The 17,358-nt window shown below is 32.6% G+C and carries 14 protein-coding genes; 9 read left to right on the forward strand and 5 right to left on the reverse strand.

Annotated features, from left to right (window positions below; translation table 11 throughout):
* The first annotated feature begins 183 nt into the window (after positions 1-183).
* Both SMGD1_RS14355 and SMGD1_RS14360 read left to right on the forward strand, forming a co-directional pair.
* Complete coding sequence (locus SMGD1_RS14355; protein ID WP_008337163.1) at positions 184-1,986, forward strand: methyl-accepting chemotaxis protein; 1,803 nt, start codon at positions 184-186, stop codon at positions 1,984-1,986.
* Positions 1,987-2,097: 111 nt separating this feature from the next.
* Positions 2,098-2,484: a class II SORL domain-containing protein gene (locus SMGD1_RS14360; RefSeq protein WP_008337148.1), complete on the forward strand. Its 387-nt coding sequence runs from the start codon at positions 2,098-2,100 to the stop codon at positions 2,482-2,484.
* A 23-nt stretch (positions 2,485-2,507) separates the two neighbouring features.
* Here SMGD1_RS14360 and SMGD1_RS14365 read toward each other — a convergent pair whose 3' ends face one another.
* Positions 2,508-4,073 (reverse strand): EAL domain-containing protein, encoded by a 1,566-nt coding sequence (locus SMGD1_RS14365; protein ID WP_008337316.1) that lies wholly within the window; start codon positions 4,071-4,073, stop codon positions 2,508-2,510.
* 108 nt (positions 4,074-4,181) lie between these two features.
* On the opposite strand from SMGD1_RS14365, the gene SMGD1_RS14370 reads away from it, so the two are divergent.
* Complete coding sequence (locus tag SMGD1_RS14370; protein ID WP_008337435.1) at positions 4,182-4,838, forward strand: uracil-DNA glycosylase; 657 nt, start codon at positions 4,182-4,184, stop codon at positions 4,836-4,838.
* Positions 4,835-6,106 carry a type 1 periplasmic-binding domain-containing protein gene (locus SMGD1_RS14375; RefSeq protein ID WP_008337552.1) on the forward strand — a complete coding sequence of 424 codons (1,272 nt, stop codon included), beginning with the start codon at positions 4,835-4,837 and terminating at the stop codon, positions 6,104-6,106. Before SMGD1_RS14370 ends, SMGD1_RS14375 begins: the two co-directional genes overlap by 4 nt.
* Here the strand turns inward: SMGD1_RS14375 and SMGD1_RS14380 are convergent.
* The 3 genes from SMGD1_RS14380 to mgtE are packed head-to-tail and all read right to left on the reverse strand — an operon-like array spanning position 6,089 to position 9,065.
* On the reverse strand, positions 6,089-6,469 hold the full coding sequence (locus SMGD1_RS14380) for a YbgC/FadM family acyl-CoA thioesterase (protein ID WP_008341625.1): 381 nt from the start codon (positions 6,467-6,469) through the stop codon (positions 6,089-6,091). The genes SMGD1_RS14375 and SMGD1_RS14380 overlap by 18 nt on opposite strands.
* Positions 6,470-6,523: 54 nt before the next feature.
* Positions 6,524-7,687 (reverse strand): calcium:cation antiporter, encoded by a 1,164-nt coding sequence (locus tag SMGD1_RS14385; protein ID WP_008337090.1) that lies wholly within the window; start codon positions 7,685-7,687, stop codon positions 6,524-6,526.
* A 10-nt stretch (positions 7,688-7,697) separates the two neighbouring features.
* Positions 7,698-9,065 (reverse strand): magnesium transporter, encoded by a 1,368-nt coding sequence (gene mgtE, locus SMGD1_RS14390; protein WP_008337099.1) that lies wholly within the window; start codon positions 9,063-9,065, stop codon positions 7,698-7,700.
* Between the two features lie 65 nt (positions 9,066-9,130).
* Between mgtE and SMGD1_RS14395 the strand changes: the two genes are divergently transcribed.
* The 5 genes from SMGD1_RS14395 (at position 9,131) to SMGD1_RS14415 (ending at position 16,593) form a co-directional block, all read left to right on the forward strand.
* Positions 9,131-11,017: a sensor domain-containing diguanylate cyclase gene (locus tag SMGD1_RS14395; protein ID WP_008337468.1), complete on the forward strand. Its 1,887-nt coding sequence runs from the start codon at positions 9,131-9,133 to the stop codon at positions 11,015-11,017.
* Between the two features lie 115 nt (positions 11,018-11,132).
* Positions 11,133-12,440, forward strand: coding sequence for a TolC family outer membrane protein (locus SMGD1_RS14400; protein ID WP_008337078.1), 1,308 nt, complete (start codon positions 11,133-11,135; stop codon positions 12,438-12,440).
* Positions 12,424-14,601, forward strand: coding sequence for a type I secretion system permease/ATPase (locus tag SMGD1_RS14405; protein ID WP_008337192.1), 2,178 nt, complete (start codon positions 12,424-12,426; stop codon positions 14,599-14,601). Before SMGD1_RS14400 ends, SMGD1_RS14405 begins: the two co-directional genes overlap by 17 nt.
* On the forward strand, positions 14,598-15,980 hold the full coding sequence (locus SMGD1_RS14410) for an HlyD family type I secretion periplasmic adaptor subunit (RefSeq protein ID WP_008337353.1): 1,383 nt from the start codon (positions 14,598-14,600) through the stop codon (positions 15,978-15,980). The genes SMGD1_RS14405 and SMGD1_RS14410 overlap by 4 nt, the downstream gene beginning before the upstream one ends.
* Before the next feature lies 1 nt (position 15,981).
* Positions 15,982-16,593: a helix-turn-helix transcriptional regulator gene (locus SMGD1_RS14415; protein WP_008337325.1), complete on the forward strand. Its 612-nt coding sequence runs from the start codon at positions 15,982-15,984 to the stop codon at positions 16,591-16,593.
* On the opposite strand, the gene SMGD1_RS14420 is transcribed toward SMGD1_RS14415, so the two are convergent.
* Entirely contained in the window at positions 16,586-17,113 is a 528-nt protein-coding gene (locus SMGD1_RS14420; protein ID WP_008341631.1) for a hypothetical protein, read from the reverse strand. The two genes, SMGD1_RS14415 and SMGD1_RS14420, sit on opposite strands and share 8 nt — an antisense overlap.
* Between the last annotated feature and the right edge of the window lie 245 nt (positions 17,114-17,358).

The raw sequence follows: 17,358 nt of genomic DNA on the forward strand, positions 1-17,358 counted from the left end.
GCATAATTGAAGTACTATTCACACCATAAAAAACATCACAAAAGGTAGTACATGTTAACGTTTCTCAGAAAGTTCAAGATTAGTACAGCATTCTCATTAATCATATTTCTTACTATTGTTATAGTTACGACTGCGGCTTACTCGAAGCTGTATACTGAAAATAAAAATGAGTATAACAGTAACTTGAGAACAAAAGCAGAATCTATACTTAACTTTGCAGGAGTACTGCTTGAGAGTAGAAATGAGAAGTTTTTTAGCGGAGAAAGCCCTGAGATTCCACAAGTTATTCAAAATGAAGTCTTTAAAAGATTTACAGATGTATCACAGGGGAAAGTATTTTTTAAACAGGCTTCAAAAGAACCTACCTTAGAGCGAAATAAGGCTGTTGATTATGAAGAGACTCTTATAGACTACTTTTCAAACAATAGAGATGTAAAACAAAAAGAGAAATTTGTTGTAGAAGATGGAAAAGATTATTACATTCTTGCTCGTCCCATTGAGGCTGAAGAGAGATGTAAGATGTGCCATCCTACATGGACAACAGGAAATATCATTGCCGTTGAAGATGTTAAAATAGATCTTATTGATTATAATGCAGTTCTTGATAACAACATCTTTTTAATGGTATTAAACTGGTTTTTAAACATCGTACTGGTTCTAATAGTCATCCAACTCTTCTTTCATTATGAAATCACAAAAAGAGTTTCAAGAGTATTGGAAGTTATTTTTAAAATAGAAAATGGTAATTTTGTTTTAGATAAAGAGCTTGAAGGAGAACTGACTCATAATAATTCAACAAAAAATGAATTTGACAGAATAATCAGGCACCTTAAAAAGACTGCTGATAGTCTTCAACCGGTTATTCAAAATGTTGTACAACAGTCAAAAGATATAACATTCAATGCTTCATATGCTACAGTAAAAGTTGATGACAACTCAAAAATGGTAGGAGAACAAAATAACGTAGTTAAAGAATCTATAGAGTTTATCAATAGTGTAAGCCAGAGTAATGAAGAGCTTATAGAAAATATGAAGACTCTAAAAAGCGACTCTCAGAAATCTATAAAAAGTGTTGATGAAGGTAAAGAGATGTTAGCTTCAAATATGGATAGTACAGATAAGGTTTATCAATCAATTGAAAAAACTGTAGAGTCAGTTGAGGGACTTAGAACTCTATCAGAAGAAGTTTCAATTGCTATTGGAGCTATATCTGACATTGCAGAACAGACTAATCTGCTGGCACTAAATGCTGCTATTGAAGCTGCTCGTGCAGGTGAGCATGGACGCGGATTTGCAGTTGTTGCCGATGAAGTTAGAAAACTAGCTGAAAAATCACAAAACAGTGCCAATGAGATTAAAGGTGTTATTAGTTCTATAGAACAAAGTATTGGTGATGTAACCAGTGATACTGAAGCTACTAAAGAAATTTTTGGTGAACTAAGAGAAAAATCAGAGCATCTTGAGAATAATTTTAACTCTATTGAGGGAACTCTTCACACAACAATTGATTCTATAAATATTTTTCAAGAGAAGTTTGATGTTCAGCTAGAGCAATTAAAATCTGTATTTAACGGATTGAACAGTATTGGTGAGTACTCCAACGTTTCACTTAAAAACTCTAAAATACTAGATGAGACAATTATAGAAATTATGAATGAGAGTACAAAACTAAAAGCACTTAGTGATGGTTTTCAAGCTGTACTGAACAAAAGAGATGTGGATAGAAGTGTAATCTCCCCACCTGACAAATGTATTATTAAGTCTAGTAATTTTAGTGAAGAAGCTTATCTGTTTGATGCTAATGACAGGGGAATAGCATTTTACTTTATGGATAAAAACATAAATCATAAATCAATCAACGGTGATCAGATAACAATAAGTTTCTATAGCGATATCCATCAAAACTTAGCTAATAGTAGGTACCAGATTGTATATGCTATAGACAAAGGAAATAACAGAGTCTTTTGTGGTGCTAAAACACTATAGTCATTTATAAAACTTTTCTTAAATAAGACAAATAAACTCTTATTTATGTTTGGGTAAATGATTATAAGTTACAATACCGTATAAAATTTAAAAATAACAAAAGGAATCCATATGCCAAAGATTAACAAATACGTAGATATTGATACTGTAGAAAGAGAAGCAAAAAAAGATTTAATTGACCGTCATTCTCCATTTATTCACTGTGCTGATACAGCTAAAGCTGGTGAGCCATTCGAAGTAACTGTAAAAATGGGTAACGAATATACTCATCCAGATGATTTCGATCACTATATTGAGTCAGTTACACTTTTCAACGGTGAAACTAAATTAGCGGGGGCTACTTATGTTCCAGGTACACTTGGTAACGTTAAAGCTCATAACACTACAACTTTTACAATAATCCCAACAGGTAAAAAACTTACTCTTGTTGCTCATGGTTACTGTACTAAACACGGTGTTTGGGAAGGTACTCCAGTTACTGTAGAAGTAGCAGAGTAGTTAAAAGAGGTCAAAAGACCTCTTTACTCTATATTTATTGATGGTTTATCTATATGGTAACCTTGAGAATACTTTATCCCCATCTCTTTAACTTTATCCATAACCGTACTTGAATGAACAAACTCAGCAATAGTTTCAACACCTAACTTACTTGCAAAATCAACAATTGTCTCAACAACGAGATAAGCATTTCTATCTGTATCTATATCTTTTATAAGGGATCCGTCTATCTTTAAAAAATCAACATTCATTTTTATCAAATAAGAAAAATTAGAATAGCCGTCTCCAAAATCATCTATAGCTATCCTAGCTCCATATCTTTTTATCTCTTTAATAAAACGTGCAATTTTTTCGAAATCCTGAATAGCTTCTGATTCTACTATTTCAAATATCACCCTATTTGAAGCACTACTTAATTTTAGTTTTTGCAGAATAAAGTTAAACATCTCACTATTTACTATATCTTCCATAGATAGGTTAATACTAAATTCATAATCATTTGCTTCAAAAAGTTTAAATGATTTTTCTATTATTATTTTTGTAACTTCATTATAGACTTTGATACGTTTTGCTATTGGTATAAACAGAGATGGAGAGATTACATTATTATTCTCATCTAAAAGTCTGGCTAGACACTCATATTTATTTATTTTTGATGTTTTATTATCCATTATAGGCTGAAAATATGGAACAATTTTTGAGTTTTGTACAGCATGTCTAACTATATTTGAGATATTTAAATTTTTCTCATACTCATTCTCAAACCTCATTCTATCTTCATATATCCAAAACGGCAGTCTATTATCTTTTGCATATTTTAAAGCCATAGAAACTTTAGAAAATAAGTTATCTTGGCTAGAATTTACGCATGAAGCCATAGTTAAACTAACGCTTATTTCATTTTCTTGATATGTAACGCTTACATTTTTTATTTTTTCATAAAGGTTTGTCATATAATCTTTTAAATCATAAAAGCCTAAATTATCTTCTAAATATAAAGTAAATTCTGTTCCAGAGACCCTATATATTTTTTCATTTATATTTTCTATAAGGTAGTTGCCAACCTGCTCTATTATATAGTCTCCAACCATGAAACCATAAAAGTTATTGATAGTGACAAAGTTATCTATTGCTATTGTTATCAGTCCAAATTTTTCATTGTCATGTAAATCTTTTCTAAGCTGATAAAGATTTGGAAAACTTGTTAAATGATCAGTAAAATATTTACTAAGAAGTTGTTTTTTACAATTTCTAAGATCCTCTGTTATTGCTATATCGCGTAATTGCAATTCTTTTAATACTTCATCACTAATATCTTGTTTTTGGACTTTTCTATCGATGTTGTACACAACAACTGAAGTGTGAGTTTTATCCTTATGATTCATCATAACAAGCTTGGAGTCTGGGAGCTTTTTTTCAAGTTCTAATTTTAAATTTTGAACAAGAACAGTGTTGTGTATGTAAGAAGAAATATGTATAAGCGAACTTGTGCTTGCTATCTCTAAAATACTTCTAACAACACCACCTACCTCTGTAGATGATGTCAATGTATAACTGTTAATGTCCAAAATATCATCCATTTTTGTCATGCTATATATCATCCTTTGTGTGACACTATTCTATCATAAAAGTATTCTAAAGTAGATTTTAACCACACTTTAACTATACTCACAAAAACATAAGTGGTAGGTACAAGAGTGAAGTCTTTTCAAAATCTAATTCTTCTTCAAAATCTCTATCGCTTAAAAGCTCTTGGATTTGACTATACTGATCCATTTTATGTAAATGAAAAGAGTACTCACGAAGAGCCTAAAACACTCAATGAACTTTCACAGAACATCTCTTCTTGCCACCTTTGTGATCTGAGTAAATCCAGGCAGCAAAGTATGAGCGGTTACGGAAATCCTAATGCGGAATTAATGATAGTAGATTTTAGCGTTTCTATGAGTGATGATTCCAACAATGGATACTACAGCGGAAGAAGCGGTGAGAGTTTAACAAATATGATTGAAAAAGTTATAGGGCTTAAAACAGATGATGTTTATTTTACTCATGCAATAAAATGCAAACCTTTAAACTCAAACGTACCATCTGCATCTGAGTGGGACTCATGTAAGTCATATCTATTTACTCAAATAGATTTTGTAAAACCTAAAGTAATTGTTACGCTCGGTGAAGAAGCATACTTTAAACTGACAAGCGAAGAGAGTGATTTTCAAAATGTTAGAGGACATGTAATAGACTTCAAAAAATATAAACTTATTCCAATATATCATCCTCAGTTTTTACTGAGAAATCCAGAACTTAAGAGAATCACTTTAAATGATTTAAAAACTATAAAGAGCTGCCTATGAAAAAACTATATCTACTAACATTAATATTTCCTATTGTAATATTTGCTCAGAGTTATCTAATCTCAAATATTCCTCTTCCTAAGACTTATATTCAGAACCTTGATCCATATCCATGTACTGAGCGCTGTATGCAAGAGTACCTTGATAATGAGATGATTTTTTCATTCCTTTCTCATGCTGATGCAAAATTAGAAAATAAAGAGCAAGATGAAGTAAGAATGATGAGTATATCTATCTTAAATCTTGGCTCATCTGTACTTACAGACAAACTCCGTATTGCCCTACTACTACCTTACAAAGTAATCGGCAGATATGCTTCATCAACTACTAATGCTTCATTCGCTTATCTAATAGCAAAAAATCATTCTTTTGAGTTAAAGAGCTATAAAATAGAGAGTGAAAGTATTGAAGATATTAAGAATGCATTACTAAAAATCTCTAAAGACGGTTTTAACTACGTCATTGCACCTCTTACTCAAAAAGGGGCAGATGCTGTAGGTGAGATAAACCCAGATATGAACATATTTTTTCCAACAATCAATAAAAAAGATGTAACTTCTACTTCATCATACCTAGTTTATGGCGGTATTGATTATCATGCACAAAGCGACCTGCTTTTAAAAGAAGCTGTATCTCCTCTTGTTATATTTTACGACAAGTCCAGCATAGGTAAAAAACTAAGCCTTTATGAAGAAGCGCAGTTTATGAATGCTGGCATTGATCAAAACTTAAGCGCAGAAGAAAAAGATGCTTTGATCTTAGATTCAAACAAAACAGTAGTTAAATTTTCAATCCCAAAAAGAACTACAAATTTAGAAAAAGAACTTTTTGAAAACACAAATATAGTAAACGGATCTTTTTTTATAAATACACCAATTGTAAAGACTGGCATGATTATGTCTCAGCTTACACTATATGATACAAATGCTACAAATGTTTTATCTACTCAGATTAACTATGATCCCCTCATACTATCTATGACACAGTATGAAGATAGAAAAAACATGATAATAGCTAATTCTATCACTCAAAACAACAACATACTGATTGAAACAAATTCTCTTTTAAGTAATGATATTGTTTATGATTGGATTAACTACACAACTACTGTAGGTGTTGATTACTTCTTCAATCTTGCCACAAGAGAAGATCGAGAATACAATATAGCTATACAGGACAATCAAATGATCTACCCTATAGAGCTTTTAACTCCTGCTAAATATAGGTTTATTAATCACATATCTCATATATCAAATATCGAAGAGTGATAAGATTAGTTCTTTTGTATCTGCATCTATCTTTTGAGGTCTTCCTTCAAAAGTGATGTAAGCCAGTGTTATAGACAATCCAAATATTTTTTTGCCATCTCTATATATAGTTTGAGAAAGTATAAATGAAGCCGCTTTCATTTGAATAAGTTCTGTTTTAATATCTAATACATCTCCAAGTTTAGCACTGATTATATAGTCAGCTTCTAGTTTTCTTGCAACAAAATGTCCATTATCCAGAACAGGTGTCATACCTTTTTTGAAAAAAGCATCACTTCTAGCTCTCTCACAAAAATTTAAATAATTAGAGTGATAAACGACTCCGCCTGTGTCTGTGTCTTCGTAGTAGACTCTTATTTTCACCTTTTTTCTCCTTTTTTTATATAGTTTACAGTAAAGATTGTATATCTTTATTTTTTAATAATAAATTGCAATAATTGTAAACGCTAAGAAGAACATTAAATGTGACATTCCTTCAAAATAATTAGTTTGCCCTTCATCTGTTGTTTTCCATGCTAGAATTACTGTGAGTATTAAAGCACCGATTTCCAGTGGATTGAAATCAAGTGTAAAACGTATTCCACTAAGATACGCTAAGCCCATCAAAATAGGAACTGTCAATAAGATAGAAACAGTAGAAGCACCCATAGCAATATTTACAACTCTTTGTATCTCATCATTTTTTGCAGCTTTAATCGCTGTTACTATTTCAGGAGATACTGCAACAATAGCAATAATTAAACCTGATATACCAACAGATATACCATACTCTTTAGCAAGTTTAATCCCATCATTGGCAAAGATTTCAGCACCTATGGCTATGATAGTAATAAAGACAAATATAGAAGCAATAAGCCCAAGCTTATTAAATTTTTCAAAGACATAATCATCTTCTTCCTCATCTCCTGAATCTTTTTCAGCCATCTTTCTTTTCAGTCTAAAAATTCTACTTCTTGTGGTACTTTTAAAGAAGTGTGTATGCGTTCTCGTTTGAAAGACTAAGATTATGATATAAAATACCATTAACAGTACGGAAATCCACATTGAAGCATCTTCTATTACTTCAGCTGAATGCTTACCTAGGCTTAATACACTTGGAACAAGTAAAGCCGCGGCTGTTACAAATAAAATCGTTGTATACGCACTAGAAGTTTCTTTATTGTGCTCTTGTTCTGTAAATTTTAGACCACCTAGAAATACTGCAAGCCCTAAAAGAACATTCATATCAACAATAACTGCGGAAATAATACCACCCTTAACCGTATCTACAACAGTAGGATCAGTAACTGCTTGAAGTAAAATAATATACAAAAGTATAATCTCAACAACAACAGCACTTAAAGTTAGTACAAAACTACCATAGGGCTCTTGAAGCCTCTCTGAGAGAATCTCTGCAACTTCAGAAACACTTAATGAAAGTGAACCAATACCGATAGCTGCAAAAAGAGTAGCTGCGCCACCTTGTCCCATCTTATGAAAATAAAAGGCAACCATAATGCTGCTTATTCCTAAAAATATATCCCAATAATCTTCAATAAAATATTTTAATTTTTTATCCTGTTTTTCTATGCTTATTTCCAACTCACTCTCCTTATAAAAGTATAATGCTTGCTAAGCCTAGAAAGCTGAAAAAACCTACTATATCCGTTACTGTAGTAAGTAAAACGCTACTTCCTATAGCTGGATCAACTCCAGCTCTTTGGAGAACCAATGGTATAACGCTTCCAAAAAAACCAGCTCCAAGTAGGTTGATAATCATAGATAAACCTATAACGACACCTAGCATCGGCATATTAAACCAAAAGTAAGCGATAATACCAATTACAATTGCAAAAAAAGTTCCATTGACTAAAGATATTACAACTTCTTTATAAATTGTTTTTTTTGCATCTTCACCTTCAATATCACCAAGTGCCATTTGACGCACGGTTACAGTAAGTGTTTGTGTTCCCGCATTTCCACCCATAGAAGCAACGATAGGCATTAAAATAGCTAATGCAACTAAAGATTGAATGGTTGCATCAAACATACCAATAACCAAAGATGCAGCAATAGCTGTTAAAAGGTTAAGCCCGAGCCATATAGCTCGTGTTTTACCAATTTGAAACATATCTTCATCTTGCTCAGCTTCGTCATTAACACCAGCTAGGTTAAAGATTTGCTCTGTAGCAGTTTCTTCAATGATGTCATAAATATCATCAGAAGTAATTCTACCTATAAGTCTGTTTTTATTGTCCAGAACGGCGATAGCGTTAAGGTTGTAGTTAGTTACTTTTTCTACAACATCTTTAATGTTCTCTTTATGATTTACAGAGTAATTTTTATGTTTATCATAAGGAATATCTTCAAAGTTTAAAGCATGGTCAAAAATAATCAAATCTTCAAGACCTACTGAACCTAAATATTTATCTCTTTCATTGACAAGATGAACATGCCAGATATTATCAACTTCACCACTTATCTTTAATACTTTAAGTCTCTCTAACGCTACACCAATATTCTCATCTATTTTTGCACTAAAAAGTTCAGTTTGCATATAAGAACCAGCTTCATCCCATTCATAAGATATAAGTTGCTTCATAAGTTCTTTGTCTTCATCATCAAAGTGGCCTAAGATGTCCTGAGAAATCTCCTCATGCTCTTCACTGATATTCTGAATAAGTGTGGCTGCGTCATCTGTATCCATAAGAGAAGCAATGTTAGCAAGTTTTTTAACACTAAAAATGTCTGCTGTCTCTTCTTGAACATAGTCTGGAAGCTCAGATAAAACCTCAGCAAAGAGTTCATGAGGCATCTTTTTGATGATTTTTTCATACTCTTCACTGCTTAACTCTCTAAGCTTAAGAAGTTGCTCTGCTATATCATAAGGGTGTACACTCGTGTCACTCTCTTTATACTGATTTATTTCAGCATCTAAGATATTGAGTATATATGTTAGTTCTTCTTGGTTTATTTCCAAATGTCACTCCTTTTAATTTTGCTATGTTATAATACTATACGTATGTAATTAAGAAGGTTTAATGAGTGAAATTTTCATTTAAATTTAAATTATTTTTTGCTTTCATTGGTTATGGATTAATTTTAGTTCTTCTAACCCAATTGGCTGTATTCAAAATTGAAGAGATAAGTCTTAAATCTGCGAGTATCAAAAAAGCATCTGAGACGTTTCAAGATAGAAATGAAATATTCAAATCATATATCAAAGACACAAACCTAAAACTCTCATCTATAATCTCATCTGATATCTTCCGTAGCTACCTCAAAGACACAAAAAATATAAAGCTAGCAAATTCACTCTTTTTAGATATTGCAAGTACTTCTGACAATATCATGCAATTGAGATACATAGATAATACAGGTATGGAAATAATCCGAATAGATAGAGAAGAGTTTTCTTCTGAGACTTATTTAATTGAGAAAGAAAAACTTCAAAATAAAAGTAGTCGTTACTATTTTAAAGATATATCAGATACTGATCAGAATGTTTTTTGGTATTCTAAACTTGATCTGAACATAGAACAAGGAAAGATAGAGATACCAATTAAACCAGTTCTCCGTATTGGCACACCTGTCTTTCATAACTCAAAACAAGCTGGTATTTTAATTATTAATATTTTTATGAAAAACTTTTTATATGAACTTGTCAACACTCCGCTATATGATATTTTTTTATTCGACAACGACGGAGATATTTTGGTTGATTCTACTCACTCTCACTGTTGGAATAAATATATAGAAGAAGATAAAACAATCTATTCTCACTTTGCTGAAGAAGCAAAACATATCATTTACAACACTGAGTACTTTGGGCAAAATTTATATTCAAATAAAATTTCTCTAAACAATGGTGAAAACCTACATATGGTAATAAAGCCAAAAACAGACTACATTCAAAAAGAGATTAGTGAACACCTAAATCAACTTATATGGATTATGATTGGTATTGTATTAATATCTTTTCCTATTTCATACTTTTTCTCAAAAACACCTATTAGACTAAAAGAACAAGCAGATGAACAAAAAAAAGACCAAGATGTTCTTCTTTCACTATTTGATCTAAGCGATGCTGTATTATTCAAATGGAATAACGATGAAAATTGGAGTGTTGATTCTGTTTCATTAAGTGTTGATAAGCTTCTTGGTCATACCCAAAATGATTTTGGCACTGGCACTATTACATATATTGGATGCATTCATCATGATGATAAAAAACAAGTCATCCAAGAAGTAACAAAAGCTATTGAAAATAAAGTTTACTTTTTCAAGCATAAACCATATCGTGTAGTTACAAAAGATGGTGATATAAAATGGATATTAGACTCTACTGTAATCGTTAGAAATGCTAATAATGAAATCATCAACTTCGTTGGTTACCTTACAGATATATCTGCTCTTAAGAATAGTGAGTTAAAACTTCAAAAGCTATCAAGAACAGACCAACTTACTAAAGTTAGCAATAGAATGCATATAGATGATGTTTTACAGAGTCAATATTACCGTTTCTATCGAGATAATGAACTGACTAGTATAATTCTTCTTGATATCGACTTTTTTAAGAGTGTAAATGATGATTATGGACACATTGTTGGAGACAGTGTAATTATAGAATTTGCCAAAATTCTTCAATCTTCAATCAGAAAAGGTGATATACTTGGCAGATGGGGAGGTGAAGAGTTCTTAATAATTCTCCCTCATACAAATTTAGACCAAGCTATGCAACTTGCAAATAAATTACAAAAAATAATTTTTCAAAATAATTTTTCCACAGTGAAACACAAAACTGCAAGTTTTGGAGTCTCTACATTTGAGAGAGGTATGAGTGTAGAAACACTAATTGACAGTGCTGACAAGGCTCTTTACCTCTCAAAAGAAAACGGTAGAAACTGTGTAACAAGCACTCAAACTCTATAAAAACAATATATTTTTCAGAGACATTTACCATAAAAAGCTTAAAATGACATTAATTTAAGAAAACTAACAATATTTTGTTAGTATACTTAGAATATATACACTGAAAGGATACAAGATGAAACGATTTCCATTACTATCACTAAGCCTATTGCCAGCACTATTAAGTGCAATATCCATCACTGAAGTTGTGCAGAATACGATCCAAACGCATCCACAAATTCAGATAAAAAAAGAGTCGGTTAACGTAAATAAAGAGAGATTGACGCAAGTCAGAGCAGGTTATTTACCTTCTGTGGATCTTTCTTACTCTATCGGGCCTGAAGCAACAAAAACACCTGCGAACTTAAGAGAAGAAGCTAAAATGACTAGACAAGAAGCTTCTGCTGCCTTAACGCAAAATGTATTTGCTGGTTTAAATACAATGTATGGGATGAAAGAGCAAAAGTCATTAATACTAGCTGCTAGCAGTACTGTAGTTGAGAGTGCAAATTCTTTAGCACTAGAAGCAACAACAGCATATCTAGACGTACTTAAAACTCTTGAACTATACAATATTGCTAAAGAGAACGTAACGGTACATGACAAGTACCTTAAACAGATAAAAGAGAAAGTGGATGCTGGTATAGCTAGAAATTCTGACTATGAGCAAACTCTATCTCGTTATGAAAATGCAAAAACTGCTGAATACTTAGCAGAGCAAAATCACTTAATTGCTACTTACAGCTTTGAGCGCATTTTACCTGGCATTGCTCCGGCAGACTTAGAAAAACCTGTTGCAGGTGCATTACCGGCAGAAGGGCTTGATTCACTAGTTGAAGTTGCAATAAAAGACAATCCAACAATAGCTGTTTCTCAGAATGACATAGAAGCAGCTAAGTCTGCGGTTGGTCGTGCAAATGCACCATACTATCCATCTGCAGATATTGTAGTTAGAGGTTACTGGAACGATCAAGTTCACGGTGTAGGCTACAATACTGTTACAAATGAAAATGATTTAGAGGCTGAAGATTCTGGTTATAGCGGAATGCTAGTTATTAATTATAATATCTTCAACGGTCTATCAGATGCTGCAAATAAGCAAGCAAATCAACACATTCTTCTTCAACAAAATTCTACACTTGCAGATGCAAAACTTTATATCAAAGCAAATACTAAAATTGCTTGGGTTACATATGAAATGACTAAAAAACAGTTAGTTTATATTGATAAAAACATTGCCGCGAGTGCTAAAACAGTTTCTGACTATCAGCAAGAAAATGAGTTAGGCAGAAGAAGTATTATAGATCTTCTAAACATCGAACTAGAATACAACAATGCAAAAAACCGTAAAGTTAATGCAGTATATGACAACTTGACTGCATACTATGGAATTTTATCACACACTGGTAAAATGTTAGAAGAAATGAATGTCGTCATTAAATAGAGATTTTAAAGACCCTATCCTAGAGTGTTTGGTGATCTTCACCAAACTCTATAATAGGCCTTTTAGTGCAGAAGCTTTGGTAGCAGACCTCCCAGTTGAGCCTGGTAGATCTATACCAAAGCTCTTTTCTCTAGATTCAAGAGAAGCAAAATCTGCTTTCTTTCGAGCAGCTCAACGTGCCGGATTTAGCTCTAAGTTAGTAAACTACTCATTTAAAGATATATCCCCGCTACTTCTTCCAGTAATTTTAATTTTAAAAGGTGATAAGGAAGCTGAAAACGCCTGTATACTCACTGAAATAAGCCCAGATAGAAAATACGCAAGAATAATACTGCCAGAACTAGATGGCGGAGAAAACTGGGTTGAAGTTGATACACTAGAAGAAGAATATATAAACTTTGCATTTTTAATCAAACCGGACCATAGCTATAAAGATGCACATAAGCGTATACTAAAACATGAAAAACATCATTGGTTTTGGGGAACCCTTGGGTACTCTAAAGGTGTTTACTCTGATGTTATAATAGCCTCGTTTTTAATAAATATATTTGTAATGGCAAGTCCTATATTTACGCTTAACATATACGACAGAGTTGTACCTAATAATGCCATAGATACTATGTGGGTCTTTGCCACAGGTATCATAGTTATCTATGTCTTTGATATGGTGCTTAAATTTTTACGCTCTTACTTTCTTGAAAATGCGGCTAAAAAGAGTGATATTATTATGTCCTCTATTATATTTGAAAGAGTTTTAAATCTAAAAATAGCTTCCAAACCAGCTTCAGTAGGTTCTTTTGCTAGTAATCTAAAAGACTTCGACTCTATACGCGGTTTCTTTACAGCTTCTTCTATAGCAGCTCTAATAGATTTACCGTTTAGTATTATATTTTTATTTATAGTCTATGTTATTGGTGGTTGGCTGGTAGCCATTCCAATGGTAAGTGGTTTAGTCATAGTTATTTATAGTCTGATTGTTGAAAAACCAATGAGACGTTCTGTTGAGAGTACTTATGAAGCTTCTGCACTTAAGAATGCTGTTCTTATTGAATCACTATCTGCATTAGAGACCATTAAAGCACTTGGAATCAGTGGACAGTCTCAGTGGAAATGGGAAGAAGCTGCAGGCGGAGTTGCTCAAAAAGGATTGAAGTCTAAGATCTTATCTAACTCTATATCTACTTTTGTAAACTTTATAGTCCAGATGAATACAGTATCAATCATAATCGGTGGTGTATATGCCATAGGTGACAAATCACTAAGTATGGGTGGTTTAATCGCTGTCGTAATGCTCTCTTCTAGAATGCTTGCACCTTTAGGTCAAGTGGCTTCTCTTATAGCAAATCTACAGCAGACTAAAACTGCCTATGACGCAATTGATGGAATTATGCACCTTGATGTTGAACGTGAAGATGCTAAAAAGTTTGTTCAACGTCCTTCTTTTAAAGGTAAGATAGAGTTTCAACATGTAAGCTTAATCTATCCAAATACAGACAAAAAAGTTTTAGATGATGTTAGCTTCACTATAAACCCTGGTGAATCTGTTGGTATCATAGGGACAAATGGCTCTGGAAAAACAAGCATAGAAAAACTTATTCTTGGACTTTATGAGCCTACAGAAGGTTCTATACTTATTGATGGAATAGATATACAACAAATTGATCCTGCAGATTTAAGAGAAAACATCTCCTATGTACCACAAGATGTAGTTCTATTTAGAGGTACTCTAAAAGACAACATTATCTTGCGCGCTCCAGATGCCAATGATCAACAGATACTAGAAGTTGCTAAACTAAGTGGACTAGATCACTTTGTAAATATTCATCCTATGGGATTTGATATGCCTGTGGGAGAGAGAGGTGACGGCCTCTCAGGTGGTCAGAAACAATCTATCTCTATTGCTAGAGCTTTTATACACCCTGCCCCTATTGTTTTACTTGATGAGCCTACTAATTCTATGGATAGTACACATGAAGGTCATTTTATAAGGGCTATGAAGGTATATAGAAAAAACAAAACAATGATACTTATATCTCATAAAAACAACCTGCTTCCACTTACCGACAGGCTGATACTGTTAGCTCAAGGAAAAGTTATTCTAGATGATACAAGAGCGAGTGTAATAGAGCAACTCAGCAGACCCAAAAAGGCCGTATCATGAGTCTAAAAGATAAATTTGTAGATTATTCCTACGAAAGAAAAGATATTAAAAAACTATCTGTAAAAGATGAAGATGATTTAGAGTATATGAGCTCTGTCAGTTCAGCAATGTTAATGCAGAACAATCTCAAAACAAAGCTTTTGCTATGGATAGGAATGTTTGTAATTATTTGGTTGATTGCTTGGGCTTATAATGCAAAGATTGATGCTCTAACTCGTGGTCAAGGTAAAATTATTCCATCAAATAAAATACAAGTGATTCAAAACCTTGAAGGTGGAATTGTTAGCGAACTTCTTGTAAAAGAAGGTGATACTGTAAAAAAAGGAGATATCCTTGTCAAGATTGACGATACAAACTTTGCAAGTATGTTTATAGAATCTCAACTTCGATACAATGAACTAGAAGCAAAAACTATTCGTCTTTTAGCTGAATCAACTGGAAATGCATTTTCAGCTACTAAAGAGATAAGAAAAAAATCTCCTGAACTAATAAAACATGAATTTTCTCTATACAGAACTAATAAAGAACAGCTAAACAACAATATTATGATCTATAACCGCCGTCTTAATCAAAAAAGAAATGAATTAAAAGAGGCTCAGGCAAAGCTGATTCAGCTTACAAATAACTATACACTAATTTCAAGAGAAGTAGCCCTTAACAAACCTCTTGTTAAAAAAGGTATCGTCTCAGAAGTGGAATTTTTACAACTCCAAAGACAACAGAGTACTATCCAAGGTGAGATGGGTGCCATTGAACTCTCCATACCTCGTTTAATATCTGTTCTTGAAGAACAAAAAGACAATATTAGAGAAGTAGAACTAGCATTTCACAATGCTGCAAAAGAGGCTTATAATGAAGCTAAAGCAGAGATGACTAGGATAAAAAGAACAAATATTGCCAGAGAAGACAAGGTACAAAGAACCTTTGTACGTTCACCTGTAACAGGGACTATCAAGCAACTTTTAATAAATACTGTTGGCGGTGTTGTAAAGCCTGGAATGGATATAATAGAAATTGTACCGACTCAAGACAACTTACTTGTTGAAGCCAAAATCAGACCTGCTGATATCGCATTTTTATATCCTGGTCAAAGAGCAATCGTAAAATTCTCTGCCTATGATTTTGCTATTTATGGTTCACTTCAAGGAACTTTAACCCACATTAGTGCTGGCACGATTGTTGATGAAATAGATAAACAGAGTTACTATCTGGTTCGTGTTAAAACAGACAAAAATTATTTAGGAAATGAAGATAAAAAGCTAAATGTCATTGTTGGAATGACAGCAGATGTAGATATTATCACTGGTAAGAAAACAGTACTTGATTATATTTTAAAACCGATACTACGTGCAAGAGAAAATGTACTAAGCGAGAGATAAGATGAAGAAAATTATTTTATTCACTAACATGACCTCTATAAAAAAACATTGGCAGAATGCTCTATTTGGCAAGTATTTAACTGTCTCTATAGATAGTTTTGATGCACTTACCGACTATTTAAAAACTATAGATGAAAATATAATCATAATGATTGATGAGTTAAGTGTCGCAGATATTGATGATGTACTCATAAAATTAGAACCTTTCCATAATGCCACTATTTTAATATTTCATTCTCTACCAGAAGTTCACCATGCTGCTCAACTTTTAAAACAAGGCATAAAAGGTTATGAGAACTCTTATATAGCAAAAGAAAATCTGCTCACTATGCTAAAAGGTATAGAAAGTGGTTATCGTTGGCTATTTACCGATTTAACTAACTTTGTAATCAACAAATATATTCAAACCATTGACAAGAGTGAACCAGAGTTTTTACATCTACTAACTCAAAAAGAAAAAGACATAGCTCTTATGATCGCAGATGGTTACAGCAATAAAGAGATATCCCAACAGCAAAGAATCGCTCTATCAACTGTTAAAGGTCATATACGCCATATATTTGAAAAGGCAGGAGTGTCAGACAGAATCTCTTTGGCTTTACAGTTTAGGTAACTATGTCATCTATTATCTGTGGAATATCAATTAATAAACCTTCATCACAACTATAATAAGTAAGATCATTGCTTACAACACTGCCAACTACTGTTTGTGTATAAGCATACGGTATTTCTATATCTTCTATCGTTGTTATTACATCAGATATTGTAATGCCATCCAATATTGTTGATTCTGAACCTAACTCAATGGCTTCATTTATACTCAAATAATCTAAATTTGATAGATCTAGACTATTATTAAAGTCAATATCATTTTTAAATATATTATCATTTCCATCTAAAGAAGAGACAACCGAATCATCAGCTAGAATTCTAAAGGCACCAGAGTACGTAGAAATCTCTTCAAGCCCTAAATAATTCACTTGAAAGAGTGCATCTGCATCATTACTATAGATTTGTTCACCATCGTAGAGTATGTCTTGGCTACTGACATTACGAAGATTACCTTCCACGTCAACTATCCTAACATCACCCACAGAAATATGAACTTTACCTATAATATTTTCATTGACCATAAAATGTCCTCAGATTTTTCCATATCCTAACATAAAGATTTTTTTTTGTATATAGTACTTTTGTATTGTAAGTAATACTTCACCCGTTCCACTACCATCTGATTAGGTATTTACTCAACCTTATTATCTTATCTTATTGTGAAATTTTGATATTTTTGTATATTGAAGATATTTTATGAAAGTAAAGTAATGTAAGAAGAAACAAATAAGAGATAAATTCCCACGCAAATTAAGCGTGGGAATAA

The organism is Sulfurimonas gotlandica GD1 (assembly GCF_000242915.1).
GTDB classification, from domain to species: domain Bacteria; phylum Campylobacterota; class Campylobacteria; order Campylobacterales; family Sulfurimonadaceae; genus Sulfurimonas; species Sulfurimonas gotlandica.

What these genes read in the sequence shown, in the direction of transcription:
- SMGD1_RS14405 (WP_008337192.1), top strand. Translation starts at nt 12,424, where the DNA reads ATGTCGTCATTAAATAGAGATTTTAAAGACCCTATCCTAGAGTGTTTG.
- SMGD1_RS14415 (WP_008337325.1), top strand. Translation starts at nt 15,982, where the DNA reads ATGAAGAAAATTATTTTATTCACTAACATGACCTCTATAAAAAAACAT.
- SMGD1_RS14420 (WP_008341631.1), bottom strand. Translation starts at nt 17,113, where the DNA reads ATGGTCAATGAAAATATTATAGGTAAAGTTCATATTTCTGTGGGTGAT.
- SMGD1_RS14375 (WP_008337552.1), top strand. Translation starts at nt 4,835, where the DNA reads ATGAAAAAACTATATCTACTAACATTAATATTTCCTATTGTAATATTT.
- SMGD1_RS14410 (WP_008337353.1), top strand. Translation starts at nt 14,598, where the DNA reads ATGAGTCTAAAAGATAAATTTGTAGATTATTCCTACGAAAGAAAAGAT.
- SMGD1_RS14400 (WP_008337078.1), top strand. Translation starts at nt 11,133, where the DNA reads ATGAAACGATTTCCATTACTATCACTAAGCCTATTGCCAGCACTATTA.
- SMGD1_RS14365 (WP_008337316.1), bottom strand. Translation starts at nt 4,073, where the DNA reads ATGACAAAAATGGATGATATTTTGGACATTAACAGTTATACATTGACA.
- SMGD1_RS14360 (WP_008337148.1), top strand. Translation starts at nt 2,098, where the DNA reads ATGCCAAAGATTAACAAATACGTAGATATTGATACTGTAGAAAGAGAA.